Below are 24052 nucleotides of genomic sequence, written 5' to 3'. Positions count from 1 at the left end.
CAAGATCATTGCCCATTACATCAGCTGCTCAACGCCCCGCGCCCGCCCCGCATTCCCCGGCCGTCCTACCCCAGCAGGGCCAGCAACCGGTCCGCGTCGTCCGTCGAGTTGTAGAGGTGGAAGGCCGCGCGGAGCAGCCCGCCGCGCACCGAGATCCGTACCCCCGCGTCCGTCAGCCGGCGCTCCGCGTCCGCGAGTCCGGGGGTGGAGACGATCGCCGAGCCGGGCGCGGGGCGGGGCGTCAGACCGCGCTCGGCCAGCCCCGCGCGGTAGTGGTCGGCGAGCGCGGTGTTGTGGGCGTGGACGGCGGCCACGCCCAGCTCCTCGATGAGGCCGAGGGACTGTTCGGCGGCGACGTAGGAGAAGTAGGCGTGCGGTTCGTCGAAGCGCCGGGCGGTCGCGGTCGGCCGGATCAGCCCGTAGTTGGACTCGCCGATGTCCTCGCCGGCGACCCAGCCCGCATGGAGGGCGGCGGGCCACTCCTCGCCCCGCCCGTACTCCCCGCCGAACGCCATGAAGGTCGTCCCGCGCGGGCACAGCAGCCATTTGAAGGCGCCGGCGACGACGAAGTCGAAGTCCGCGGCGCGCAGCGGCAGCCAGCCGGCGGCCTGGGTGATGTCGAGGTAGGTGCGCGCCCCGTGGGCCCGCGCGGCCTCCCGCACCGCCGCCATGTCGGCGATCCGGCCGTCCAGCGACTGCACGGCGCTGAAGGCGACCAGCGCGGTGCCGGGGCGCACCGCGTCGGCGAGCGCCTCCAGCGGCACGGTGCGCAGCTTGATTCCCGGGTGGGCCGCGAGCGGATTGACCAGGGAGCTGAAGTCGCCCTCGGGAGCCAGCACTTCGGCACCCGCCGGGAGCGAGGCGGCGACGAAAGCGGACTGCACCGCGACCGAGCTGCCGAGGGCGACCCGCTCGGCGGGGACGTCCAGCAGCCGGGCGAAGGCGGCACGGGAGGCCGTGGCGGCGCCGAAGTAGTCGCGGCCCATCGTGCCGTAGGAGGCGGATTCATCGAGCGCCGCGCGCAGGGCGGCGGCGCTGCGCCGGGGGAGGAGTCCGCTGGAGGCGGAGTTCAGATAGGTCGTCTCGGGCGCGAATTCGGCCCCGCCGAGTGGCTCACGTCGCTGCATGCCCCCACTGTGCTCGGCGATCCGCGCCGCGTCCATGGCCACTCCGCTCGGCCGGCCCGCAGGCGTTCCCGGTCCGCGCAGGTCGCACGGGGTGCGGGCGGGCCGGCCCGCGGTCACTTCCCGGGCACGGCGCAGCCGTCGTCGCCGCACACCCCGGCCTCGCCGGCCGCCGGGACCTGCACCGTGCCGTCGGCGTGGGCGCGCTCCAGGGCCTGCCGGAAGACCTCGGCCGGCTGTCCGCCGGAGATGCCGTAGCGGCGGTCGATGACGAAGAACGGCACGCCGGTGGCGCCCAGCTCCGCCGCCTCGCGCTCCTCGGCGCGTACCTCCGGTGCATACGCCCCGGGGTCGGCGAGCACCCGGTCGGCCTCGTCGGCGGGCAGCCCCGCGCCGACGGCGATCTCGCGGAGCACGGCGGGGTCGCCGAGCGTCCTGGCCTCGGCGAAGTTGGCGCGGTAGAAGGCGTCGAGCAGGGCGTCCTGGACGCCGTGGGCGCGGGCGGCGTGCAGCAGCCGGTGCAGGTCGAAGGTGTTGCCGTGGATACGGTCGGAGCGGTAGTCCAGCCCCTCCCCCGCGGCCGCCTCGGCCACCCGGGCCTCCATCGCCTCGGCCTGCTCGCGGCTCACGCCGTACTTCGTGGCGAGCATGTCGAGCACCGGGACGTCGGTGGCGGCCGGTGCCTTCGGGTCCAGCTCGAAGGAGCGGTGCACCACCTCGACACCGTCGCGGTGCGCGAAAGCGGCGAGCCCGGCCTCGAAGCGGGCCTTGCCGATGTAGCACCAGGGGCAGGCGATGTCGGACCAGATTTCGACGCGCATGAGCTGACTTTCCTCGTCGTGCATGTGTCCCGGGGCAACCTCGCGGGGCGGCGGGCTATTCCGCGGGTAGCGTCCGGGCATGACCTCGCCACAGGGATTCCTCGGCTTCTGGGAGACGACCGGGTCCGCCAAGACCTTCACCCATCCGCTCGATCCGGCGCTGCTGGACGTCTACGTTCCGCACAGCGCGCGGGTGCTGGACTACGGCTGCGGCTACGGGCGGCTGACCGCCGAGCTGGCCGGGTTCGGGTACCACGCGGTGTGCGGGGTGGATGTCTCGGCGGCGCTGATCGCACGGGGGCGGCGGGAGCATCCGGAGCTGGAGCTCAGGCGGTGCCCGGGGTTCCCGCTGCCGTTCGAGGACGGCGCCTTCGACGCGGCGCTGCTGTTCGCGGTGCTCACCTGCGTGCCCGGGGACGCGGACCAGACGGCGATCGCCGGGGAGCTGGGGCGGCTGGTGCGGCCCGGTGGGGTGCTGTACCTGAGCGATGTGCCGCTGCAGGACGATGCGCTCAACCGGGAGCGGTATGCGCGCTTCGCGGAGCGCTACGGGACGTACGGGGTCTTCGAGACGCCCGACGGCGGGGTGTTCCGGCACCATCCGCCGGAGCGGCTGCGCGGGCTGCTGCGGGAGGCGGGCTTCTCGGTGCGGAAGGAGCGGGCGGGTGCGGTGGGCACGCTGGACGGGCGGACGGCGGAGCGGCTGCAGGTCATCGCCGTCAGGGAGCCGGCAGCGGCGGCACCGGAGCCGTCGCCAGGTCCAGCGTCAGGGTGAGGTGGGTGGCGTCCGGGGCGGGCCGGCGGTCCGGGTCGGGGCGCCAGCCGAGGCCTGCGTAGAAGGCGCGGGCGCGGTGGTTGTGCCAGCGCACGTCGAGGACGGCCCGGGGGCAGCCGGCCGTGCGCCAGGCCCGCAGACAGGCGGTGTGCAGGGCGCGGCCGATGCCGGTGCCCCAGTGGCCGGGGTCGACATGGAGCTGGTGGAGCGTGACGGCCGGCCGGCGCTGGCCGTCGTGGTGGCGGTAGGAGGCCGCGCCGACGACCGTGCCGTGCCGTGCGGCGCACAGCGCGGGGGTGTCGTCCCGGTCCAGGACGCGCGACCAGGCGTCGTGCCGGCGGGCGTGCTCGGCCGGGGCGTCGAAGGGCGTGTCCGGGAACCTGGCGCGGTGGGCGGCGGCCCGGGCGCCGGTGTCCAGGGCGGCGATCGCCGCCAGGTCCGCGGCGGTCGCGGCACGGACCTGGAGCGCGGCGTCGCCGGTGGCAGGGCGCACCGTCGCTACGCGCCCTCGGGACGGTCGTCGACCCGGCGCGGCAGTCCGAGCGGGTTGTCCTCGCGCAGCTCGGGCGGCAGCAGCGCGGGCGGGGTGTCCTGGTAGGCGACCGGGCGCAGCCAGCGCTCGACGGCGGTGCCGCCGACGGAGGTGGAGGTGGACGTCGTGGCCGGGTAGGGCCCGCCGTGGTGCTGGGCGGGGGCGACCGCGACACCGGTCGGCCAGCCGTTGACGACCACCCGGCCGGCAAGCGGGGTGACCTCGGCCAGCAGCCGGGCGCCGCGGCCCTCGTCGTCGGTGCCGGCGCCCTCCGCGTCGCTGAGCTGCAGGGTGGCGGAGAGGTTGCCGGGCAGCCGGGCGAGAACGGCGCCGATCTCGGACTCGTCGGTGTAGCGGGCGACGACGGTGACCGGGCCGAAGCACTCCTCCAGGAGGAGGTCGTGCGGCCCGTCGGTGGCGAGGCGGGCGGCGGGGACGGCAAGGAAGCCGGCGCTGACGGTGTGCCGGCCGCCGGCGCCGGGGGTCACCGGCGCCTCGACGTCGGGGAGTGCGGCGCGGGTGCGGACCCCGTCGAGGAACGCCTCCCGCATCCGGTGGTCGAGCAGCACCCCGGCCTCGGTGTCGCTGACCGCGGCGGTCAGCGACTTCAGCAGCCGGTCGCCCACTTCTCCCCCGGGCGCCAGGACCAGGCCCGGCTTGACGCAGAACTGGCCGACGCCGAGCGTCATCGCACCGGCCAGCCCGGCGCCGATCTGCTCGGCGCGCTCCCCGGCCGCGGCCTCGGTGATCACGACGGGGTTGAGGCTGCCCAGCTCGCCGTGGAAGGGGATGGGGTGCGGGCGGGCCGCGGCCGCGTCGTACAGCGCGCGGCCGCCGCGCACCGAGCCGGTGAACCCGGCCGCGGTGATCAGCGGGTGGCGCACCAGGTCGATACCGGCCTGGAAGCCGTGCACCAGGTTCAGCACGCCCTCCGGCAGGCCGACCTCGGCGGCGGCGCGGCGCAGCAGCGCGACGCACAGCTCGGAGGTGGCCGGGTGGTCCGGGTGTGCCTTGACGACGACGGGGCAGCCGGCCGCGAGGGCGCTGGCGGTGTCGCCGCCCGGTACCGAGAAGGCGAGCGGGAAGTTGCTGGCGGAGTAGACCGCGACGGCGCCCAGCGGGATCTTGTAGCGGCGCAGGTCGGGCCGGGGCGGGGTGAGGCCGGGGTCGGCGTGGTCGATCCGTACGTCGAGGAACGCGCCCTCCTGTACGAGGTCCGCGAAGGCCCGCAACTGATAGGTGGTGCGGCCGAGTTCGCCGGTGAGCCGGCCGGGGCCGAGCGCGGTCTCGGCGTCGGCGGCCTCGATGACCGCATCGCCCGCCTCGTCGAGCAGCTCGGCGGCGCGGCGCAGCAGGGCGGCGCGTACGGCACGGTCGGCGAGCGCACCGCGGGCGGCGTGGGCCGCCCGGACCACGGTATCCACCTCGTCGGCTGTGGCCTCCACCGCAACCTGTTCCCGCTGCTTCCCGGTTCGGGGGTCGACACTCCAGACTGGTGCTGCTGCCACCGTGCATTCCTCCCGGGCGATGCCTGCCGAGTCTTTCCGAGTCCTGCCGCACTGCGGATCACGTTCGATATGCTGAACGCTGTCCCAGATGGTGAACAACTGGGACTCTATGGCTGTCCGAACAGAGGGGTCAAGGGCGATGTCAGCTGCCGAGACCGGTGGATCTCAGGTCAAGTCCGCGGTGCGAACGGTGGAGTTGCTCGAGTACTTCGCGGGACGCCCCGGTATGCACAGTTTGGCCTCCGTCCAGGACGCTGTCGGCTACCCGAAATCCAGCCTCTACATGCTGCTGCGCACCCTGGTCGACCTGGGCTGGGTCGAGACCGACGCCACCGGCACCCGCTACGGTATCGGCGTCCGCGCGCTGCTGGTCGGCACGTCGTACATCGACGGCGACGAGGTGGTGGCCGCGGCCCGGCCGACGCTGGACCGGCTCTCCGACGACACCACCGAGACCATCCACCTCGCCCGCCTCGACGGCACCAACGTCGTCTACCTCGCCACCCGTCAGTCGCAGCACTATCTGCGCCCCTTCACCCGCGTCGGCCGGCGGCTGCCCGCGCACTCGACGTCGCTGGGCAAGGCGCTGCTCGCCACGTACACCGACGACCAGGTGCGCGCGATGCTGCCGCCGACCCTCGCGCAGCTGACCGAGCACACCCTCACCGACCGCGAGCAGCTGATCGAGGAGCTGCATGCGGTGCGCGAGCAGGGCTATGCGGTCGACCGCGAGGAGAACACCCTGGGCCTGCGCTGCTTCGGCGTCGCGATCCCCTACCGCACCCCGGCCCGGGACGCGATCAGCTGCTCGGTGCCGGTGGCCCGGCTGACGCCGGCCCATGAGCAGATGATCAAGGACACCCTGTTCGACGCCCGCGACCGGCTGACGCTGGCCACCCGGCGACTGTGAGACACCTCCGCCGTGGCTGCTGCCGCCGGCCGCCACCCGGCTCGGCTCGGGCGCACCGGCCTGCCGGGGCCGCCGGATGACGCCGACCTCACCGACCTCGCCGACCTCACCGACCTCGCCGACCTCGCCGACCGCCACGGCAACCGGTCCACAGCTCCGCACCGCCGACGCGCCTCACTTACTCTGTGCAGATGACCGTCGGGACGAGGGTGGCCGGGGCCCGCATCTTCGCCGAACGCGAGGCCGCCCGGTGCGGCTGACCGGCGGGCGCTGGGTCCATCTGGTGCTGGGCGGCGCGCTGTTGATGCCGTTCTACCTGCTGGCCACGGCCTTTCTGCCGCTCTTCGCGGACGGCGCCGATCCGCTGCACCAAGTGGCGTGGCAGTTCGTCGCGTTCGGCTGTGCGCTGCCGCCGGCCGCCCTGGCCGCGCTGCTCTTCCCGCTGCTGCGGCCGCTGGAGGTGGCCGCCGTACGGTCGCTGTGCGGGGTGCCGGCGGAGCGGCTGGCCGAGGGTCCGGCCCTCTCGTGGGCGGCCCGGCGGCGTACGGCGCTGTGGTTCGTGGCGCATCTGCTGGCCGGGGGGATCGTCAGCGGCATGACGCTGTCCGCGCCGCCGGCCGCGGTCCTGCTGCTGTTGCTGCCGTTCTCCGACCCCCTGCGGCACACCTCGCCGGGGTGGCCGGACGCCTTCCACGGCGTGCTGGGACCGCTCGCGGGGCTGGCGCTGCTGGCCCTGGTGACCGGCACCGCCTGGGGGGCCGGAGCGCTGCTGGGCCGCTGCGCCCCGGTGCTGCTGGGGCCGACGCCCGCCGACCGGCTGGCCGCCGCCGAACGCCGGGCCGCCGATCTGGCGTCCCGCAACCGGCTGGCCCGCGAGCTGCACGATGCCGTCGGCCATGCGCTGAGCGCGGTCACCCTCCAGGCCGGCGCGGCCCGCCGGGTCCTGGACGCCGACCCGGAGTTCGCCCGCCGGGCCCTGGCCGCCATCGAGGAGACCACTCGTGAGGCCGTCGCCGAACTGGACACCGTACTGGGCCTGTTGCGCGAGGAGGACGGCGCCGATCCGGCCGCGCCCGCACCGGCCCTGGACGGCCTGGAGGCGCTGCTCGGCCGGACCCGGGCGGCGGGCGTGACGATCGAGGCGGCCGTCGAGGGGCGGTACCGGGAGCTGGCGCCGGTGGTCTCGCGGGAGGCCTACCGGATCGTGCAGGAAGGCCTCAGCAATGCGCTGCGGCATGCCGGGCCGGTACCGGTCCGGCTGCAGCTCCGGGTCGACGAGGGGGAGTTGACGATCGTGGTGGAGAATCCGGTGGCCGGGCCGGCGGCCGGCTCCGCCGCCCCGGCGGCCCGGCCGGGCGGGGGCCGCGGGCTGCGGGGGATCGCCGAACGGGCCCGGCTGCTGGGCGGCGAGGCGACGGCCGCGGCCCATGACGGCGTATGGCGGCTGACGGCCCGGCTGCCGCCGGCGGGGGCGAGGACGCGAGGCGCGGGGCGGCGGACGGCACCGGACCGAAGGACGGAGACAGGGTGAGCGGGGCATGACCACACGGCAGGACGACGACCACCCGGCCCACGACGGGGACGTCCCCCGCCCCCTGCGCGTCGTCCTCGCCGACGACGAGCGGATGGTGCGGACGGCGCTGCGCGCGATCCTCAGCGCCGAGGCGGACATGGAGGTCGTCGGAGAGGCGTCGAGCGGGGCCGAGGCGGTGCCGCTGATCCGTGAACTGCGCCCGGACATCGTGCTGATGGATGTCCGGATGCCGGAGATCGACGGCATCCGCGCGACCGAGCAGGTGCTCGCCACGATGCCCGAGCCGCCCCGCATCATCGTGGTGACCACCTTCGAGAACGACGCCTACGTCTATGACGCGCTGCGGGCCGGCGCCAGCGGGTTCCTGCTCAAGCGGTCCGGCGCGGAGGACCTGGTCCAGGCCGTACGGCTGGTGGCGCGCAGCGACTCGCTGCTGTTCCCTGCGGCGGTGCGCCGGCTGGCCGCCCGGCACGCCGGGGAGCGGGCCGCGGCCGACGCGGTGCGGGCGCTGCGGGCCCGGCTGTCCGAGCGGGAGCGGGCGGTGCTGCGGCTGATGACGGCCGGGCTGACGAACGCCGAGATCGCGGACCGGCTGGGGGTGGGCCCGGCCACGGTCAAGACGCATGTGGCGGGGGTGCTGGCCAAGCTCGGGGTGCGGGACCGGACCCAGGCGGTGATCGCCGCGTACGAGTGCGGGTTCGTCCGGCCCGGGTGAGGGCGGGCCGGACGCGGTGGGGGCGAGGCGGGCCGGACCGGTGGGGCCCGGCCGCCGTGACGGCGCGCGTGGCCGGGCCGCGGTCCGGTGGGCTCAGCGGGCTGTCACGACGGCCGCCCGCGCCCGTGCAGGACGTCCCGTACGGCCGTCAGATCGCGGTCGCTCGCCAGGCCCGCGTGGTAGAGCCGCAGTGCGTTCGCCCCCAGTGAGGCGGCGTGCGCGGTATCGGCGGCGAGGGTGCCGGGGCTGCCGCCCATGCCGGAGACCACGGTGAGATTGGCGGCGACCGTCGCTCCGGCCGGGCGGTCGGCGAACGGGCCGAGGACGTCCGCGCGGGCGGCGGCGTCGCCGGTGCACGGCAGCACCACGCCGTCGGCGTGCGCCAGCACGTCCGCCGGATCCACCCCGGCGTTGGCGCCACAGCGGTGCGCGGCCGGGTCGGCGTGCAGCAGCACCCGGAACCCGTCCGCCGCGGCGTGCCGTACCGCACGGACGGCCGCGCGCTGCAGCGTACGGGCGGCCCGGTCGCGCCAGCTGCGCAGCACCCCCGCGAGCTCCGCGCCGAGCAGCTCCTCGACCGCGGCCCACTCCCCCGCGCGGTCCGCCGGGCCGGACGGTCCGGCCGCCCACTGCGGCTCCAGGGCCCGCACCACGGCGGCGCGCAACTCCTGCGCACGGACGCCCAGTCCGGTGTACCCCGCCGCGCACACCGTGCAGAAGCACACCGACATCAGATACTGCGCGGCGCCGGACAGCGGCACCCCGGCGGTCTTGTCGTGGGCGTGCAGATGGGCCAGTCCGTACCAGCCGCAGGACTCCAGCTCGGTACCCCGGGCGCCGGGCCGTACGGCCGCCTCGGCGGCCAGGTCGACGAGGTACTCGCGCACCTCGGGCCGGGCGATGCACGGCGCCCACGGGTACGGGTCGCCGTAGGCGTTGCGGACCACGGCGGCCGGGTGCTCCGCGCCCAGGCGGGAGTTGTGCGCCAGGACGACCCAGGTGTGCACCTCCAGACCGGCGTCCGCCAGCGCCCGAGCGGCCACGCCGAACGGGTCCGGGCCGGCCGTCCAGTCCTGGGTGGCGGGGCGCAGCGCGCGGCCGGACCAGCGGGCGGGGTCCGGAGGGTAGAGGACGGCGGCGTGCCGGGCGGTGACGATGCGGTGGCGTGGGTGGCGGGGGGTGAGGGCGCGGGTGGAGTGATAGGCGGAGGCCAGGGTGACCTGCTGGATGCCGAGGCCGGCGAGGCGGCCTGCGGCGTCCGGGTCACCGACCACGTCCCAGGGGTAGAGGAACGCGGCGGTGCGCATCAGGCGCCGGCCCCTGCCGCGTCCGCGACCAGGGCCAGGCCGTGCTCGATCAGCCCGGACAGCTCCTCGACGTGCGCGGGGTCCGGTTCGCTGAGCGGCGTCCGGACCTCGCCGACGTCCAGGCCGCGCAGCCGTACGCCCGCCTTGACCAGCGAGACGGCGTAGCCGCGGCCCCGGTTGCGCAGTTCGACCAGCGGCCGGTAGAAGCCGTCCGTCAGACGCTGGACGGTGTAGTCGTCACCGCTGTTCAGCGCCTGGTGGAAGGCGACGGCGATCTCGGGGGCGAAGGCGAAGACGGCGGAGGAGTAGAGGCGGACGCCCAGGCCCAGGTAGGCGGGGCCGGTGAGTTCGGCGGTGGGCAGGCCGTTGAAGTAGAGGAAGTCCTCGTCGGGGGCCTCGGTGCGGACGGTGCTGATGATGCGCTGCATCAGATCGAGGTCACCGACGCCGTCCTTGAGGCCGATGATGCCTTCGGTCCGGGCCAGGGCGGCGACGGTGGCCGGTGTGAAGACGGCGTTGTCGCGCTGGTAGACGATGACGGGGAGCGGGGTGGCGGCGGCGAGTGCGGTGTAGTGCCGCAGCAGCCCCTCCTGGCCCGCGACGACGAGGTAGGGCGGCATGGCGAGCAGGCCGTCGGCGCCCGCCTCGTGGGCGAGGCGGGCGAACTGGGCGGCGAGCGCGGTGCCGTAGCCCGCACCGGCGACCACCGGGACCCGGCCCGCGGCCTCCTCGACCGCGGCCGCGATGCAGTCGGTGAACTCCCCGGGGGTGAGCGCATGGAATTCGCCGGTGCCGCAGCAGGCGAAGACGGCGGCCGCGCCCGCGTCGATGCCGGCGCGTACATGGGCGCGGAAGGCCGCCAGGTCCAGGGCGCCGTCCGGCGCGTACGCGGTCACGGGGAAGAACAGCAGTCCGTCGAGGCGGTCGGCGAGTGGGGGGTACCTCCCAGCGGTGGCTGGGGGAGGGTCTGGGGTCACGGGCTCTCCCTGGCAGGCATGCTGGTGCATGTCTCTGATCAGCGTCCATGTTTATGAACGTGACCACGCTAGAGTAGCCGTCCCGGACCGGTCAAGGGTCCACAACTGCCGCGCCGCAAGCGGTTTTACCGGCTTCGTCAAGCGTCTTGACCCGCCATGATCCAGCTTCCTACCGTGTCCACACATCTGAATGCTGTCCGCGCATACAGCCTTGCAGTTCAGCCGGAGGAGTACCCGCCCATGACCGCACCCCGCACCGTCCTGCTCACCGGCGCCGCCGGCGGGCTCGGCACCCTGATGCGTGACCTGCTGCCGCCCTACGGATACCGGCTGCGCCTCTTCGACCAGCGGCCCATCGACACCGCAGCCGGCGAACCGGACGCGATCACCGCCGAATTGGCCGACACCCGGGCGCTGCGCGAGGCGGTGCGCGGGGCCGACGCGGTCATCCATCTCGCCGGCATCTCCCTGGAGGCCGGCTTCGAGCAGATCCTGCGCGCCAACATCGAGGGCACCTACCGCCTGTACGAGGCGGCGCGCGAGGCAGGCGTCCGCCGTGTCGTCTTCGCCTCCTCCAACCACGCCGTCGGATTCACCCCGCGCCCCGCGGACGGCTCCGGCGCCATCCCCGTCGGCACGCCCCGCCGCCCCGACACCTACTACGGGCTGTCCAAGGGATTCGGCGAGGATCTGGCCTCGCTCTACTGGGATCTGCACGGCATCGAGACCGTCTCGGTCCGCATCGGCTCCTGCTACCCCGAGCCGACCTCGGTGCGGATGCTGTCCATCTGGCTGAGCCCGGCCGACTGCGCGCGGCTGCTGCACGCCGCGCTCACCGCGCCGGACGTGGGCCACACCGTCGTCTACGGCTCCTCCGCCAACACCCGTCTGTGGTGGGACCTGTCGACCGCCCGCGCCCTGGGTTACGTACCGCAGGACGACTCCGAGCCGTACGCGGCACAGCTGATCGCCGCGCAGGGCGCACTGGACCCCGAGAACCCCGAACACGCCTACCTCGGCGGCGCCTTCTGCACCGACCCGCCCCGGTGGCCGCACTGACGGGAGTGCCCTGGTGGCCGGGCCGCCCGGCCGTGCGCACGGTGGCTCCTGCCACGCCGCGGAACCCCCGTCGCCCGGCCGGCGTCCTGGTCTGTGTACCCCATCACCGCGCAGGAACGAGGAACGCATCATGGGCATCGTCAGCTGGCTCGTACTCGGGCTGATCGCGGGCATCATCGCGAAGGTCCTGCTGCCGGGACGGGACCCGGGCGGCATCGTCGGCACGACCCTGATCGGCATCGTGGGGTCCTTCCTCGGCGGCTGGCTCTCCACCAAATTCCTGCACCGACCGATCCCCAAGGACTTCGGCGAACCGTCCATGTGGATCGCCTCGATCGCCGGGGCCCTGGTCCTGCTGGTCGCCTACCGGCTGCTCTTCGGCAACTCCCGTGAACGCCGGTGACCGGCCGGGCGGCCATCCGGCCGCGGGTAATGGAACCGCAAAGGCGAGCCGATCGTTGAGCCCGGCATGACCGCTATGACTCCTGGCTCGAACCTCCCGCTCAACGCCGTGCGGGTGGCGGTGGACGTCACCGCCCCCGTGCGGCTGGACGTGTCGGGCCTGCTGCTCGCCGCCAATGGCAAGGTGCGCTCCGACGACGACTTCGTGTTCTACAACCAGCCCAGCGGACCGGGCGTGACGCACTCCGCGGCGGCCGGCGGCGGCGACACCATCACGGTGGACACCGCCGCGGTCCCCGAGGGCATCGAGAAGATCGTGGTCACCGCGAGTCCGGACGCCCCCGGGGCGACCTTCGCCGGCACGGAGCCGACCGGCACGGTCCGTAACGCCGACGACGGCAGCGTCATCGCCTCCTTCACCCCGCCGCAGCTGGGCTCCGAGACCGCGCTGGTGGTCGTCGAGATCTACCGCCGGGGCGGCGCCTGGAAGGTCCGCGCGGTCGGCCAGGGCTACGCCGACGGCCTGGCGGGGATCGCCACCGACTTCGGCGTCAGCGTGGAGGAGCCCGCCGCACCCGCCGCCGCCCCGCAGGCACCCCCCGCTCCCCCGGCCCCCGCCGGCCAGTGGGGACCGCCCGCGGGCGCCCCGGCCCCGGCCCCGGTCACCCCGCCGCCGCCGCCGGCGCCGGCGCCCGCGCCCGCCGCCCCGGCACCCGGCTCCGGCAAGGTCAACCTCGACAAGGGCCGCGTCAGCCTCCAGAAGAACCAGACCGTTTCGCTGGTCAAGGGCGGCACCCCGCTGCTCACCTCGGTCACGATGGGCCTCGGCTGGGAGCCCGCCTTCCGCAGCAAGAGCATCGACCTGGACGCCTCGGTCATCGCCTACGGCCCGGACCGCAAGAAGGTCGACAACTGCTTCTTCGGCAAGCTGATGATCCTGGGCGGCGCGATCCAGCACTCCGGCGACAACCTCACCGGGGAGGGCGCCGGCGACGACGAGGCGATCACCGTCCACCTCGGCGGAGTGCCCCCGGAGGTGACCGGCCTGGTCTTCGTCGTGAACTCCTTCTCCGGCCAGAAGTTCTCCGATGTCGCCAAGGCGTACTGCCGCCTGGTGGACGCCCAGAGCGGCGAGGAGCTGGTCCGCTTCGACCTCACCCACGCCGAGCCGCGCACGGGCGTGATGATGGCCAAGCTCATCCGCCAGTTCTCCGGCGAGTGGGAGATGACCGCGCTGGGCGAGTTCGTCGACGCCCGTACGGTGCGCGGCATGGTGAAGCCGGCCGCACAGGCCCTGTGAGCCGCTGACGCCCGTGTCCCTGACGGCCCCTCGGCACCGTCAGGGACGGCGGGGCCGGGCCGCGCGCTGCGGCATGGACCGGCTTCCCGGCGCCGCGCCAGGCCCGCCGTGTCCCGCGGCGCCGCCGCCGGCGGGGGGCCTTCCCTGGTGCGGGAACGGTCCAGGATCGAAAATTGTGTCGTCCGTACCGTCGAGCTCAGCATCCCCGCTTCCCCGTCCGCCCGCCCCCGGCCCTTCCCCCTTTCCGCCACGCCCTTTGGCCCCGCCCCGTCACGGCCCCGCCCGTCACGGCGCGTCCCCCACGGCACGCACGAGGAGCGTTCGATGACGCAACAACAGCAGCCGGCCGGACCCGCGGACCCCCCGGACGGCCCAGGGCTCCCGGACCTTCCCGACCGGGTCGCGAGGATCTACGGCGAGCTCGACCTCAGCACCGTCCCGGCCTTCGCCGGCGGCTTCATCAACTTCGGCTACTGGCCGGGCCTGCCCGGCCCCGCGGACCGGCCGCTGACCGAGGCCGACCGGGTGCGCAGCGAGCAGGACCTCTACCGCCTGGTGCTCGACACCTTCGACCGGCCGCAGGGCCGCACCGCCCTGGACGTCGGGTGCGGGCGCGGGCTGGGGTGCGCGCTGGCGCTGCAGGAATTCGGCCTGGGGACGGTCATCGGCATGGACGCACACCCCGACCAGATCGCCCGTGCCCGGACGGCGAACGCGGCGCTGCTCGCCCCCTCGGCGGACGCGGCCGGCCGGCTGGAGTTCCTCCAGGGCACGGCCCAGCGCATCCCGCTCCCCGACGGCCGTGTCGACTGCCTGTTCTCCGTCGAGGCGGCGCAGCACTTCCGCGATCTGCCGGGTTTCGCCCGGGAGGCGGCGCGGGTCCTGCGCCCGGGCGGCCGGCTGGCGCTGACGACCTTCTTCGCCCGCACCCGGGCGGCCGCCCGGGTGCTGCCCGCCATGCTGCCCCCGTACGCCGACGGCCTGGACGTCCCGCACGTGGTCGACGAGGTCGCCGAGACGCTGAGTGCGGCGGGTCTGCGCGAGGTCCGGGTCCGGTCGGTCGGCGACGGGGTCTGGGAGTACTACGACCGCTATATGGCCCAGCAGCCGGACCTCCGCGACGAGTGGCCGCGCCGCTATCTGACGGCGTACGAGACCGGACTGCTGGACTACTACGTGCTCACGGCCGGGGCGGACTGAGACACCGCCCCGCCGCCGCGGTACGGCTACCGCCGGCGGTGCTGCCGCTTCCACGGGCCGGTGATGGCCAGCATGATGCCGGGCTCCTGGATGTTGGCGAACAGCGTGCGCCCGTCCGGGGAGAACACCGGCCCGGTGAACTCGCTGAACTTCGGCTCGTCCGTGGTGCCGATGTTGAGGTCGTTGCGGGCGATCGGGTAGGTCCGGCCGTCGTCGGTGGCCCCGAAGAGGTGCTGTACGCCCTCGCCGTCCTCGGCGATGATCAGCCCGCCGTAGGGCGAGACGGTGATGTTGTCGGGGCCGTCCAGCGGACCGTCCTTCGACGGGTCCTGGTTGACGCCCAGCAGCACCTTCAGCGTCAGGGTCCGCCGCCGCGGGTCGTAGAACCAGACCTGCCCGTCGTGCTGGACCGGGCTCTCGTCACGGGCGAAGGAGGACACCACGTACGCGCCGCCGTCGGCCCACCACAGGCCCTCCAGCTTGCGGGCGCGGGTGACCTCGCCGTCCTTGAACTGCTTGCGCACCGAGACCTTGCGGGCGTCGCGGTCGGGGACCTCGACCCAGTCGACGCCGTAGACGGTGCCGGCCTTGGTGGCACGCGAGAGGTCGTCGACGAACCGGCCACCGGAGTCGAAGCACTTGAAGGCCTCCAGCACCCCCGCGTCATCGGCCAGCGTGCGCAGCTGCCCGCGGCCGTGCCGGAAGCCGTGCGGCGGGGTCCAGCGGTAGAACAGGCCGTTGGGGGTGTCGGCGTCCTCGGTCAGGAAGAGGTGGCCGCGCTTGGGGTCGACGACCACCGCTTCATGGGCGTAGCGCCCCAGCGCCTTGACGGGCTTGGGGTCGCGGCCGGCCCGTCGGTCGTGCGGGTCGACCTCGAAGGCATAGCCGTGGTCCTTGGTCATGCCGTGCTGGCCGGCCTTGTCCTCGTTCTCCTCGCAGGTCAGCCAGGTGCCCCAAGGGGTGGTCCCGCCCGCGCAGTTGGTGGACGTACCGGCGATGCCGACCCACTCGCCGACCGGCGTACCGTCCTTGGCGACCTCGACAACGGTGCAGCCGCCGGACGCCGCCGGGTCGTAGACCAGGCCCTCGGCCAGCGGCACCGGGTGCGGCCAGTCGGCGCGCGGGCCCTTGAGCTCGTGGTTGTTGACGAGGAGGGTGGTGCCGCGGTGGCCCTCGAAGGTGCCGGTGCCGTCGTGGTTGGAGGGGGTGGACTCACCGCTGTCGAGCCGGGTGACACCGGTCCGGGTGATGATCTTGTACGAGAACCCGGCGGGCAGTGCGAGGATGCCGTCCGGGTCCGGGGCCAGCGGGCCGTAGCCGATGCCCCGGCCGTCCGCCGCGCCGTCCGGGCCGGCCGCCGGCGCCTCCGCGCCGATGGCTCCGGGCGCGGTGGCCAGTACCCCGACGCTGCCGGCCAGCGTGACCCCCGCGCCGGCGAGGGCGGAACGCTTGGCGAAGTCTCTGCGGGTGAGCGGCATAGTCATCTCCTGGATGGCCGGTTTCTTCCCCTGTGCCTGCCTCGCCCACGCTCCCCTGCGCCTTCGAACTCCAGTTGAACGCGGCGCGACATCCAGGAAGCAGTTGGGGCCGGTCCGGCGGTCAGGGCCGGACCGGTCCTGACCGCCGGACCGGCCCCGGGCGTGCGTGATACCGCCCCGGCCCTGCCCGGTGTCCGCTCAGCCCGACTGCCGCGAGCGCGCCTTGAACGCGGCCTTGCGGGCCTCCTTGGCGGCCTTCTTGTCCGGGTGCAGCCGGCCCATGGCCTCCAGGACATCGGCGGTGGCCGGGTGGTCCACCCGCCAGGCCGTGTCGAAGAACCCGCTGTGCTGATCGGTCAGGCCCTGCACCAGGTCGCGCAGCTCGCCGGTGGCGTCCTCGTCGGCGCTGTCCAGCTGCGCCGCGATGGTGTCCACCGTCAGCCAGAAGATCATCTCCTGGGACGGCTCGGGGATGCCGGGCAGCGCGCGCTCGGCGAGCCAGACCCGGGCCAGTCCGCCGAGCTGCCGGTCGTCGAGCACCTCGCGCAGCGCGGCCTCGGCGTCCGGCGAGACCAGCGAGAGGGTCTGCTGGGCGGCCAGCCGGCGCCGCGGGGCGCGGTCGTCGTCGCCGCGGGCGGCCGCGAGCAGGTCCCGGGAGGCGTCCAGGGGCGTACGGGCGGCGAGCCACAGCTCGGACTCGGCCTGGGCGAGCGCCTCGGGGTAGTCGGGCAGCGCGTCCAGGAGGACATCGGCGCCCTTGTCGGCGAGGTCGCCGACCGCCGGGGCGTGCACGCCCGCGTCCAGCATCCGGGCACGTACGGCGTAGACGCCGAGCGGGGTCAGGCGGACCAGGCCGTAGCGGGAGACGTCCTCGTCCGTCAGCGGCCCGGCGGTGGGGGTTCCCCCCGGCCCGGAGCCGGTGGGCAGGACCGCCTCGCCGTCCTCGTCCAACTCCTCGATGAGGGCCTCGTCGACGGGCTGGTAGGCGACCAGGCCGATCGGCTCCAGCACCCGGAACTGGTCGTCCAGGCGCATCATCGCCTCGGAGACCTCTTCGAGGACGTCGTCGGTGGGCTCCTCCATATCGTCCGGGACGATCATGGAGGCGGCCAGCGCGGGCAGCGGAACCTCCTGGTCAGGGCTCTCGTTCAGGGCCGTGAGCAGATAGAGGTTGCCGAGGATGCCGTCCAGCAGCTCGGCCTCCTCCTCCGGGTTCCAGTCGATCGCGTCCAGGTCGAGTTCGCCGCCCTCGGTGAGCTGGTCGGCGAGGTCGGCGAGGTCGGGGGCGGCCGCGTCGGCGAGCACGGTCTCCATGCCGCCGAGCCAGATGTCCAGGATGTCCTGCGGGCTGCCGGAGGTGAGCAGGCCGAGCTCCTCACCGGGGGTGGCGGTGCCGGCGGCGGCATCGTCGGGGAGGTCGGCACCGTCCTCGCCGTCGACGGCCTCCTCGATCTCCACGAGTCCGGTGTCCACCGCGAGCTGCCAGGCCTCGGCGGTGTAGGCCGGGCCGTCCTCGTCGCCGGCCAGGCCGAGGTGCTCGGTGGCGGCGGACAGCGGCTCGTCGAGGATCTGGCCGCCGACGCCGACCGGGACGCCCCGCTCGGCCCAGCGGGCGAGCTGCGCGGCCCGCGCCAGCAGGGGGGCGCTCAGCGCGTCGCGGGCCAGCTCCGCTTCGGAGCGCAGCCGCACCGGCGGCAGGGTGGGGCGGTCTGCGGACATCGGCTGCTCAGCTCCTCGGACGGACTACGGCTGGGGGTACCTCCCAGCGACAGCTGGGGGAGTGCGCCGACCAAGCGTAGACGGAATTCGCCGTAACTCGGACGGTTCACCCCCGCGCCCCCTCCCGGTCACCGGGAGAAGCTTGACAACTCCCCTGCGTGCACAAGAGATTGACGCAGATCGACGCGCGTAGCGCGCGCCGGTCCGGCTCCGCACGCACATTCACCTGCCACCCCCCATATCCCCTCGGAGGCATGCATGCCGTCCCGTCGTTCGCTCCGCAGACCGGTCGCCGTCAGCGCGGTGGCCTGTGCCGCCCTGGCCGGCGGACTGCTGACCGCCACCCAGTCGGCCTCCGCGGCCGGCGCCCGGATCCACGACATCCAGGGCAGCACCCGAATATCCCCGCTGGCCGGACAGCAGGTCAGCGAGGTGCCCGGCACGGTCACCGCGATCCGGTCGTTCGGCTCGGCGCGCGGCTTCTGGGTGCAGGACCCGCACCCGGACCGCAACCCGGCCACCAGCGAGGCGGTCTTCGTCTTCACCGGAAAGGAGACGCCGAAGGTCGCCGTCGGCGACGCCCTCACCTTCTCCGGCACGGTCAGCGAGTACTACCCGGGCGGCAAGGACGCCGGTCTGCAGTCCGTCACCGAGATCACCGGCGCGACCTGGAAGGCCAGCTCCTCCGGCACCCCGCTGCCGGCCGCCTTCAAGCTCAACCCGGCCTCGGTGCCGAACCGTTACGCCCCCGCCGCGGGCGGCAAGAGCATCGAGTCCCTCACCCTGCGCCCCGGCTCGTACGCGCTGGACCGCTACGAGTCGCTGGAGGGGATGCGCGTCTCGGTGTCGAGCGCCCCGGTCGTCGGCGCGACCAACACCCACAACGAGCTGTGGGTGACCGCCGAGCCGCGCCACCACCGCACGTCCCGCGGCGGCACGCTCTACCGCTCGTACGCGGACCCCAACGGCGGCCGGGTCAAGGTGACCTCCCTGATCCCGTTCTCCGAGCGGCCGTTCCCGGTGGCCGATGTCGGCGACGAGCTGACCGGCACCACCGCCGGCCCGCTGGACTACGACAGCTTCGGCGGCTACACCCTCCAGGCCACCGAGCTGGGCACCCTCGCCGACCACGGCCCCGCGCCGGAGACCACCCGCAAGCAGAAGTCCGGCGAGCTGGCGGTGGCCACCTACAACGTCGAGAACCTCGCCCCCACCACCCCGCAGGCCAAGTTCGACCGGCTGGCGAAGGCGCTGGTGCACAATCTCGCGTCCCCCGATGTCGTCGCGCTGGAGGAGGTGCAGGACGACAACGGCGCCACCGACAACGGCGTGGTCACCGCCGGGGCGACCCTCACCAAGCTCACCGACGCCATCAAGGCGGCCGGCGGCCCGGCGTACGAGTGGCGGCAGATCGACCCGGTCAACGACGAGGACGGCGGGCAGCCGGGCGGCAACATCCGCGTGGCGTTCCTGTTCAACCCGGGCCGGGTGTCCTTCACGGACATCAAGGGCGGCGACTCCACCACTCCGGTGCAGGTGGTCGCCGACCACGGCAAGGCCACCCTGTCCGCGTCGCCGGGCCGGATCGCGCCCGCCGACCCGGCATGGAAGGCCAGCCGCAAGCCCCTCGTCGGGCAGTTCTCGCTCAAGAGCCGACCGGGCAGCCGGGTGTTCGTGATCGCCAACCACTTCAACTCCAAGGGCGGCGACCAGGGCCTGGACAGCCGTTTCCAGCCCCCGGCCCGGAGCTCCGAGACCCAGCGCACCGGCCAGGCCCGCCTGGTCAACGCCTTCGTCAAGGATCTGCTGGCCAAGGACCCGAAGGCCGGTGTGGTGGTGGCCGGCGACCTCAACGACTACTCGTTCTCACCGGCGCTGAAGGACCTCACCGCCGGCGGTGTGCTCACCGACCAGGTCGGCCGGCTGCCCGCCGCGGAGCGCTACGGCTATGTCTACAACGGCAACTCGCAGGTGCTGGACCACATGCTCACCAGCCGCCCGCTGACCCGGGCCGACTACGACATCGTGCACATCAACGCCGAGTACGCCGACCAGGCCAGCGACCACGATCCGCAGGTACTGCGCATCAAGCCGTAGCCCGCCTCACGTCACCCCGTGTGACACTCCCGTCACTCGTCCGGCCCACGTCGGGGGGCCAACTGCCGCGGGGGGTGCGGTACTGGGAATGTAAGAAACATTCGGCGAGACATAGGGAGTCATCATGCCGAAGTCCCAGAACCGTAAGTCGGGCAACAAGGACCGTGCCGCCGAACGGCGCACCGACCAGCGGAAGCCGAAGTCGTCGGAGGAGTCCGCCGCCGAGCGGACCCAGGACCTGAAGCGTTCGCGGAATGGCCTGACTGGCGCGTGATGGGCCTGTGATGCCCGAGCGGCCGTCGCACCGGAAGGCGCGGCGGCCGCTTCGCATGCCGATCACGCGCTGAACGTAGCACTTCTTAACGAATCAGCCAGCACAACTAAGTGGACGTGAAATATGAGGCGCCCCCAGACTCCTGGCATGGAGACCATGTCCGCCCCCTTCGCACCCCGGGCGGCCGCACCGCCCTTCGGCCGTACCGCGACCGCCATGATCACCCCGTTCACCGCCGACGGAGAGCTCGACACCGACGGCGCCCAGCGGCTCGCCACCCATCTCGTCGACGACGGCGGTTGCGACGCACTGGTGCTGAGCGGCACCACCGGGGAGTCCCCGACCACCTCGGACGCCGAGAAGGAGGCCCTGCTGCGGGCCGTCGTCGAGGCCGTCGGCAACCGGGCCCGGATCACCGCCGGGGTCGGCACCAGCGACACCCGGCACTCCGTCGCACTGGCCCGCAGCGCCGAACGGGCAGGCGCCCACGGCCTGTTGGTGGTCACGCCCTACTACTCGCGGCCCACCCAGGAGGCCGTCGCCCACCACCTGCGCACCGTCGCGGACGCCACCGGACTGCCGGTGATGCTCTACGACATCCCCGGCCGCACCGGCACCGCGCTGGCCGCCGGGACGCTGCTGCGGCTGGCCGCCCATCCGCGGATCGCGGCGGTCAAGGACTGCGGCTATGACCCGCTGAAGTCGGCGAAGGTGCTGGCCTCGACGGGCCTGGCCTACTACGCGGGCTGCGACGAACAGATCCTGCCGCTCCGCGCACTCGGCGGCTCCGGCTGCGTCAGCACCGCGGCCAATGCCGCGCCGCGCGCGGTGCGCGCCGTACTGGACGCCTTCGACGCCGGCGACGCCGCCGGGGCGGCCCGCCGTCAGCTGGCGCTGGTGCCGCTCATCGAGGCGGTGACCGGCGGCGAGACCCCCGGCACGGTCACCGCGAAGGCGCTGCTGAACCACCTCGGCCTGCCCGCCGGCCCGGTCCGCGCCCCGCTGCTGGCGGCGGATGCCCAGCTCACCAACCGGCTGGTGGACGCACTGCGGACGACCCTGGACCGGACTGCGGACGCGGATACTGCCGCGGTGCCTGCGGCTGTCCCTGGCTAGCGGGGAACGGTGCGGGCGGCCCGAATCCGCCGGGCGCGCCCGGCTGCCCGTACGGCGCCCCGGCGGCCCGGTCCTGCCCGGCCGTCCCCTCGTCGCGGTCCGGGGCGGGCGGCTCCTCCTCGTCCGCCACCAGGTCCCGTACCAGCAGCGTCGCACCGGCCACCGCGCCCGGCATCAGCGCCACCGCGACGAACGGGACCAGGAACAGCAGCACGACCGGGGTGCCGAAGCCGACCGCGAGGGCCTTGCGGCCCCGCAGCAGCCGCAGCCGCTCACGCACCGGAATGTCCCGGCGCTGCATGGCCACCGAGGTCAGCTCGACGGCGAGGAAGAAGCCGGAGACACAGAAGCCGACGGCGGGGATCACGGTCTGCCCTAGGAAGGGCACGAACCCGAGGACGAACAGCAGGATCCCGAATCCGGCGGCCCGCAGCAGCACATGGACGCTGTCGCGCAGGGCGATCCAGATCTCCTGCCACAGCGGCCGGTCCGGGGACGGCGGGCAACGCCCCTCGGACTCCTCGACCTTCTCCGACAGCGACTCGTAGAAGGGGTCGCCGATCAGCAGGGTGACGGCGGTGAACGTCAGCACCGACAGCATCAGCCCGCCGGCGAACAGCAGCGCCACGAACACCCCGCGCAGCAGCTCCTGCCAGGGCGCGCCCCAGCCGTCGGCGAACGGCGTCGCCCAGGCCGCGATATCGCCGGACCAGAGGGCGAGCACGGTGAGCACCGCGGCATACAGCACCAGGGCGATCAGCGCCGGAATCAGCCCGAATCCCCACCATCGGCCGTGCCGGGCGACCCAGCGCTGCCCCTTGCCCAGATACCGCATCCCCGCTACAAGATCACGCATAGCGCAAAGCCTATCGGCGTCCGCCCGGGACGGGGGCAGGGCGGTGCGGGAGCGGCAACGGAGGCGGCCCGGCGGTTCTCCCGCCGGGCCGCTGACGCTGCCGTGAACGCTCAGCCGTGCGCAGGTCGGTGCTGCACGGCCGGCCGTGGCCGTGCGCTCAGTTGTGGCTGTGCAGCACCTCGTTGAGGCCGCCCCAGGCCGCCTTGTTCGGGCGGGCCTCGACGGTGCCGGTGGTGGAGTTGCGACGGAAGAGGATGTTGTCCGCGCCGGACAGCTCCAGGGCCTTGACGATCTGGCCGTCGGGCAGCGTGACGCGGGTACCGGCGGTCACATACAGCCCCGCCTCGACGACACACTCGTCGCCGAGCGCGATACCGATGCCCGACTCGGCACCCAGCAGGCAGCGCTCACCGATCGAGATGATCTGCTTGCCGCCGCCCGAGAGGGTGCCCATGGTGGAGGCGCCACCGCCGATGTCGGAGCCGTCGCCGATCACGACGCCCGCGCTGATCCGGCCCTCGACCATGGAGGTGCCCAGCGTCCCGGCGTTGAAGTTGACGAAGCCCTCGTGCATGACGGTGGTACCGGCCGCGAGGTGGGCTCCCAGGCGCACCCGGTCGGCGTCCGCGATCCGCACCCCGGTGGGCGCGACATAGTCGGTCATCCGCGGGAACTTGTCGATGCCGGTGACCATCAGATGCAGCCCCTCGGCGCGGGCGTTCAGCCGCACCGTCTCCACCTGGTCGACGGCCACCGGGCCCAGCGAGGTCCAGGCGACGTTGGCCAGCAGCCCGAAGAGGCCCTCCAGGTTCTGCCCGTGCGGCTTGACCAGCCGGTGGCTGAGCAGGTGGAGGCGCAGGTAGGCGTCGTGCGCATCCAGCGGCTTGTCGTCGAGGGAGGCGATGACCGTACGGACGGCGACGACCTCGACATCACGGACCGGGTCGGGACCGATCGCCTTGAGCACGGCGGCGCCCAGCAGTTCGGTGGCGCGCTCGTCGTCGAGGTGCTCGGTGCCGGCCGGGCCAGGGCCCTCGGCAGTCACAGCGACCAGCTCGGGCGCCGGGAACCAGGTGTCGAGAACGGTGCCGTCGGAGGTGACGGTGGCGAGCCCGGCGGCGACGGCGCCGGTGATGGGGGCACCTCCCAGCCCGTTCAGGGACTGGGGGAGGGAAGCGGAAGCAGCAGCATCGGTCATGTCCGAAACCTAACCGGAGGGCGCCCGCCGAGGCGAACCGGTCTCAGCGACCGGGCCGGGCCGCGCGGTTGCACCATCCCGTGCACAGATCCTGCACGGCGGCCCGCTGCCGGGTGGCTCAGCCCAGCACCCCGGCCAGCCCGGCCCGTACCGTCGTGGGGTCGAAGGGCTGCCCGGTCAGCAGATGCTGCAGCACCAGCCCGTCGGTGAAGGCCACCACGGCCCGCGCGGTCCGGGCATCGCCGATCCGCCGTCCGAGCAGCCGCACCATCTCCTCCAGACACTCCGCGGCGATCGGCCGCACCGCCTCGTGCCGCAGCGCCGCCAGATAGAGCTCGTACTCCAGCTCCATCCGCGAGCGGTCTCCGGCCAGGGTGTCCTCGATGAGCCGGGCGACCTCCTCGGCGAGCGGCACCGCCGGATCGATCCCGTCGGCCCAGTGCGCGAACTCGGCCAGGCACACGCCATTGACCTGCCGCAGCGCGGCGATCAGCAGCTCGTCCAGGGACGCGAAGTGGTATGTGGTCGAGCCGAGCGGCACATCCGCCGCGGCGGCCACGGCGCGGTGGCTGAGCCCGGCGATCCCCCGCTCACCGACCACGGCGATCGCCGCGTCGATCATCCGTTGCCGCCGGTCCGGATCGTAGCGACGGGCCATCAGTGCGCCCCGTCCAGGTTCAGCACCACGACCCCGGCGATGACCAGCAGCACCCCGAAGAGCTTCAGCGCACTGGCGCTCTCCCCCAGGAACACCATCCCGATCATCGCGATCACCGCCGTTCCGGCGCCGGACCAGATCGCGTACGCGGTGCCGACGCTCATCGTTTTGAGCGTCTGGGCGAGCAGCGCGAAGGCGAGCAGATAGCCCACCGCGGTGGCCAGCGACGGCCATAGCCTGCTGAAGCCGTCGCTGTACTTCATCGCGGTGGTCGCGAGGATCTCGGAGAGGATCGCGGCGCCGAGCGTCACATAGACCATGCGTACGAGCGTACACAGCGTTGCGTACGTCCGTACATAGCCGTGCGGGGGCCGGCCCCGATACGGCGATACGGCCGTGGGGGGCCGCCTGGCGGGGGGGGGGGGCGGAGAGGGGGAGGCGGTCGCCGGAGGCTCGCCCGCAGAAAAAGTATCGCACGCGACCCCGCTAGCG

24 protein-coding genes are annotated in these 24052 nt (G+C 73.8%); 12 read left to right on the top strand and 12 right to left on the bottom strand.

Features of this window, described 5'->3' with window-relative positions; all coding sequences use genetic code 11:
- Window positions 1–65: 65 nt before the first annotated feature.
- Complete coding sequence (locus ACWGI6_RS25810; protein WP_453269710.1) at window positions 66–1127, bottom strand: aminotransferase class V-fold PLP-dependent enzyme; 1062 nt, start codon at window positions 1125–1127, stop codon at window positions 66–68.
- A gap of 113 nt (window positions 1128–1240) precedes the next feature.
- Window positions 1241–1945, bottom strand: coding sequence for a DsbA family oxidoreductase (locus tag ACWGI6_RS25805; protein WP_453269709.1), 705 nt, complete (start codon window positions 1943–1945; stop codon window positions 1241–1243).
- 79 nt (window positions 1946–2024) lie between these two features.
- Between ACWGI6_RS25805 and ACWGI6_RS25800 the strand changes: the two genes are divergently transcribed.
- Window positions 2025–2720 carry a class I SAM-dependent methyltransferase gene (locus tag ACWGI6_RS25800; RefSeq protein ID WP_453269708.1) on the top strand — a complete coding sequence of 232 codons (696 nt, stop codon included), beginning with the start codon at window positions 2025–2027 and terminating at the stop codon, window positions 2718–2720.
- Here ACWGI6_RS25800 and ACWGI6_RS25795 read toward each other — a convergent pair.
- Both ACWGI6_RS25795 and ACWGI6_RS25790 read right to left on the bottom strand, forming a co-directional pair.
- Window positions 2665–3213, bottom strand: coding sequence for a GNAT family N-acetyltransferase (locus tag ACWGI6_RS25795; RefSeq protein WP_453269707.1), 549 nt, complete (start codon window positions 3211–3213; stop codon window positions 2665–2667). The genes ACWGI6_RS25800 and ACWGI6_RS25795 overlap by 56 nt on opposite strands.
- 5 nt (window positions 3214–3218) lie before the next feature.
- Window positions 3219–4760, bottom strand: a complete 1542-nt coding sequence (locus ACWGI6_RS25790; protein WP_453269706.1) for an aldehyde dehydrogenase (NADP(+)) — start codon at window positions 4758–4760, stop codon at window positions 3219–3221.
- Window positions 4761–4899: 139 nt separating this feature from the next.
- Between ACWGI6_RS25790 and ACWGI6_RS25785 the strand changes: the two genes are divergently transcribed.
- From ACWGI6_RS25785 to ACWGI6_RS25770, 4 genes are all read left to right on the top strand, one after another.
- On the top strand, window positions 4900–5670 hold the full coding sequence (locus ACWGI6_RS25785; RefSeq protein WP_393909112.1) for an IclR family transcriptional regulator: 771 nt from the start codon (window positions 4900–4902) through the stop codon (window positions 5668–5670).
- Window positions 5671–5682: 12 nt separating this feature from the next.
- On the top strand, window positions 5683–5865 hold the full coding sequence (locus tag ACWGI6_RS25780; RefSeq protein ID WP_453269705.1) for a hypothetical protein: 183 nt from the start codon (window positions 5683–5685) through the stop codon (window positions 5863–5865).
- A gap of 109 nt (window positions 5866–5974) precedes the next feature.
- Window positions 5975–7201: a sensor histidine kinase gene (locus ACWGI6_RS25775; protein ID WP_453269758.1), complete on the top strand. Its 1227-nt coding sequence runs from the start codon at window positions 5975–5977 to the stop codon at window positions 7199–7201.
- A gap of 7 nt (window positions 7202–7208) precedes the next feature.
- A complete protein-coding gene (locus ACWGI6_RS25770) occupies window positions 7209–7919 on the top strand; it encodes a response regulator transcription factor (RefSeq protein ID WP_453269704.1) in 711 nt (236 codons plus the stop codon).
- A 104-nt stretch (window positions 7920–8023) separates the two neighbouring features.
- On the opposite strand, the gene ACWGI6_RS25765 is transcribed toward ACWGI6_RS25770, so the two are convergent.
- On the bottom strand, window positions 8024–9226 hold the full coding sequence (locus ACWGI6_RS25765; protein ID WP_453269703.1) for a hypothetical protein: 1203 nt from the start codon (window positions 9224–9226) through the stop codon (window positions 8024–8026).
- Complete coding sequence (locus ACWGI6_RS25760; RefSeq protein ID WP_453269702.1) at window positions 9226–10203, bottom strand: 5-dehydro-4-deoxyglucarate dehydratase; 978 nt, start codon at window positions 10201–10203, stop codon at window positions 9226–9228. Before ACWGI6_RS25760 ends, ACWGI6_RS25765 begins: the two co-directional genes overlap by 1 nt.
- A gap of 240 nt (window positions 10204–10443) precedes the next feature.
- Here ACWGI6_RS25760 and ACWGI6_RS25755 point away from each other — a divergent pair, with 240 nt between their 5' ends.
- From ACWGI6_RS25755 to ACWGI6_RS25740, 4 genes are all read left to right on the top strand, one after another.
- Window positions 10444–11262 (top strand): NAD-dependent epimerase/dehydratase family protein, encoded by an 819-nt coding sequence (locus ACWGI6_RS25755; protein WP_453269701.1) that lies wholly within the window; start codon window positions 10444–10446, stop codon window positions 11260–11262.
- Window positions 11263–11392: 130 nt separating this feature from the next.
- Window positions 11393–11665: a GlsB/YeaQ/YmgE family stress response membrane protein gene (locus tag ACWGI6_RS25750; RefSeq protein ID WP_393909107.1), complete on the top strand. Its 273-nt coding sequence runs from the start codon at window positions 11393–11395 to the stop codon at window positions 11663–11665.
- A 75-nt stretch (window positions 11666–11740) separates the two neighbouring features.
- Window positions 11741–12964, top strand: a complete 1224-nt coding sequence (locus tag ACWGI6_RS25745) for a TerD family protein (RefSeq protein WP_453269757.1) — start codon at window positions 11741–11743, stop codon at window positions 12962–12964.
- 324 nt (window positions 12965–13288) lie between these two features.
- Window positions 13289–14164, top strand: a complete 876-nt coding sequence (locus ACWGI6_RS25740) for a class I SAM-dependent methyltransferase (protein WP_453269700.1) — start codon at window positions 13289–13291, stop codon at window positions 14162–14164.
- Window positions 14165–14190: 26 nt separating this feature from the next.
- On the opposite strand, the gene ACWGI6_RS25735 is transcribed toward ACWGI6_RS25740, so the two are convergent.
- Both ACWGI6_RS25735 and ACWGI6_RS25730 read right to left on the bottom strand, forming a co-directional pair.
- Window positions 14191–15642 (bottom strand): alkaline phosphatase PhoX, encoded by a 1452-nt coding sequence (locus ACWGI6_RS25735; protein WP_453269699.1) that lies wholly within the window; start codon window positions 15640–15642, stop codon window positions 14191–14193.
- A gap of 198 nt (window positions 15643–15840) precedes the next feature.
- Window positions 15841–17361: a hypothetical protein gene (locus tag ACWGI6_RS25730; protein ID WP_453269698.1), complete on the bottom strand. Its 1521-nt coding sequence runs from the start codon at window positions 17359–17361 to the stop codon at window positions 15841–15843.
- Between the two features lie 258 nt (window positions 17362–17619).
- Between ACWGI6_RS25730 and ACWGI6_RS25725 the strand changes: the two genes are divergently transcribed.
- The 3 genes from ACWGI6_RS25725 to dapA all read left to right on the top strand — a co-directional run bounded on the left by ACWGI6_RS25725 (window position 17620) and on the right by dapA (window position 20848).
- Complete coding sequence (locus ACWGI6_RS25725; RefSeq protein WP_453269697.1) at window positions 17620–19458, top strand: endonuclease/exonuclease/phosphatase family protein; 1839 nt, start codon at window positions 17620–17622, stop codon at window positions 19456–19458.
- Between the two features lie 124 nt (window positions 19459–19582).
- A complete protein-coding gene (locus ACWGI6_RS25720) occupies window positions 19583–19732 on the top strand; it encodes a hypothetical protein (RefSeq protein WP_018091848.1) in 150 nt (49 codons plus the stop codon).
- 147 nt (window positions 19733–19879) lie between these two features.
- Window positions 19880–20848: a 4-hydroxy-tetrahydrodipicolinate synthase gene (gene dapA / locus ACWGI6_RS25715; RefSeq protein WP_453269696.1), complete on the top strand. Its 969-nt coding sequence runs from the start codon at window positions 19880–19882 to the stop codon at window positions 20846–20848.
- Here the strand turns inward: dapA and ACWGI6_RS25710 are convergent.
- The 4 genes from ACWGI6_RS25710 to ACWGI6_RS25695 all read right to left on the bottom strand — a co-directional run bounded on the left by ACWGI6_RS25710 (window position 20757) and on the right by ACWGI6_RS25695 (window position 23880).
- Window positions 20757–21704: an EI24 domain-containing protein gene (locus tag ACWGI6_RS25710; protein WP_453269695.1), complete on the bottom strand. Its 948-nt coding sequence runs from the start codon at window positions 21702–21704 to the stop codon at window positions 20757–20759. The two genes, dapA and ACWGI6_RS25710, sit on opposite strands and share 92 nt — an antisense overlap.
- Before the next feature lie 157 nt (window positions 21705–21861).
- Window positions 21862–22902, bottom strand: coding sequence for a 2,3,4,5-tetrahydropyridine-2,6-dicarboxylate N-succinyltransferase (dapD, locus tag ACWGI6_RS25705; RefSeq protein WP_453269694.1), 1041 nt, complete (start codon window positions 22900–22902; stop codon window positions 21862–21864).
- A gap of 118 nt (window positions 22903–23020) precedes the next feature.
- Window positions 23021–23560 (bottom strand): TetR/AcrR family transcriptional regulator, encoded by a 540-nt coding sequence (locus ACWGI6_RS25700; RefSeq protein ID WP_453269693.1) that lies wholly within the window; start codon window positions 23558–23560, stop codon window positions 23021–23023.
- Entirely contained in the window at window positions 23560–23880 is a 321-nt protein-coding gene (locus ACWGI6_RS25695) for a DMT family transporter (protein WP_393909098.1), read from the bottom strand. Before ACWGI6_RS25695 ends, ACWGI6_RS25700 begins: the two co-directional genes overlap by 1 nt.
- Window positions 23881–24052 lie beyond the last annotated feature (172 nt).

The organism is Streptomyces sp. NPDC054786, from assembly GCF_053611685.1.
The sequence above is the reverse complement of the archived record's forward strand: the minus strand, read 5'-3'. Positions and strand labels throughout refer to the sequence as shown.

Bases quoted from the DNA above. Each gene is read 5' to 3' on its own strand.
- ACWGI6_RS25810 (WP_453269710.1), bottom strand. From the start codon at position 1,127: ATGCAGCGACGTGAGCCACTCGGCGGGGCCGAATTCGCGCCCGAGACG.
- ACWGI6_RS25805 (WP_453269709.1), bottom strand. From the start codon at position 1,945: ATGCGCGTCGAAATCTGGTCCGACATCGCCTGCCCCTGGTGCTACATC.
- ACWGI6_RS25800 (WP_453269708.1), top strand. From the start codon at position 2,025: ATGACCTCGCCACAGGGATTCCTCGGCTTCTGGGAGACGACCGGGTCC.
- ACWGI6_RS25785 (WP_393909112.1), top strand. From the start codon at position 4,900: ATGTCAGCTGCCGAGACCGGTGGATCTCAGGTCAAGTCCGCGGTGCGA.
- ACWGI6_RS25775 (WP_453269758.1), top strand. From the start codon at position 5,975: ATGCCGTTCTACCTGCTGGCCACGGCCTTTCTGCCGCTCTTCGCGGAC.
- ACWGI6_RS25770 (WP_453269704.1), top strand. From the start codon at position 7,209: ATGACCACACGGCAGGACGACGACCACCCGGCCCACGACGGGGACGTC.
- ACWGI6_RS25765 (WP_453269703.1), bottom strand. From the start codon at position 9,226: ATGCGCACCGCCGCGTTCCTCTACCCCTGGGACGTGGTCGGTGACCCG.
- ACWGI6_RS25755 (WP_453269701.1), top strand. From the start codon at position 10,444: ATGACCGCACCCCGCACCGTCCTGCTCACCGGCGCCGCCGGCGGGCTC.
- ACWGI6_RS25750 (WP_393909107.1), top strand. From the start codon at position 11,393: ATGGGCATCGTCAGCTGGCTCGTACTCGGGCTGATCGCGGGCATCATC.
- ACWGI6_RS25745 (WP_453269757.1), top strand. From the start codon at position 11,741: ATGACTCCTGGCTCGAACCTCCCGCTCAACGCCGTGCGGGTGGCGGTG.
- ACWGI6_RS25740 (WP_453269700.1), top strand. From the start codon at position 13,289: ATGACGCAACAACAGCAGCCGGCCGGACCCGCGGACCCCCCGGACGGC.
- ACWGI6_RS25735 (WP_453269699.1), bottom strand. From the start codon at position 15,642: ATGCCGCTCACCCGCAGAGACTTCGCCAAGCGTTCCGCCCTCGCCGGC.
- ACWGI6_RS25730 (WP_453269698.1), bottom strand. From the start codon at position 17,361: ATGTCCGCAGACCGCCCCACCCTGCCGCCGGTGCGGCTGCGCTCCGAA.
- ACWGI6_RS25725 (WP_453269697.1), top strand. From the start codon at position 17,620: ATGCCGTCCCGTCGTTCGCTCCGCAGACCGGTCGCCGTCAGCGCGGTG.
- ACWGI6_RS25720 (WP_018091848.1), top strand. From the start codon at position 19,583: ATGCCGAAGTCCCAGAACCGTAAGTCGGGCAACAAGGACCGTGCCGCC.
- dapA (WP_453269696.1), top strand. From the start codon at position 19,880: ATGGAGACCATGTCCGCCCCCTTCGCACCCCGGGCGGCCGCACCGCCC.
- ACWGI6_RS25710 (WP_453269695.1), bottom strand. From the start codon at position 21,704: ATGCGTGATCTTGTAGCGGGGATGCGGTATCTGGGCAAGGGGCAGCGC.
- dapD (WP_453269694.1), bottom strand. From the start codon at position 22,902: ATGACCGATGCTGCTGCTTCCGCTTCCCTCCCCCAGTCCCTGAACGGG.
- ACWGI6_RS25700 (WP_453269693.1), bottom strand. From the start codon at position 23,560: ATGGCCCGTCGCTACGATCCGGACCGGCGGCAACGGATGATCGACGCG.
- ACWGI6_RS25695 (WP_393909098.1), bottom strand. From the start codon at position 23,880: ATGGTCTATGTGACGCTCGGCGCCGCGATCCTCTCCGAGATCCTCGCG.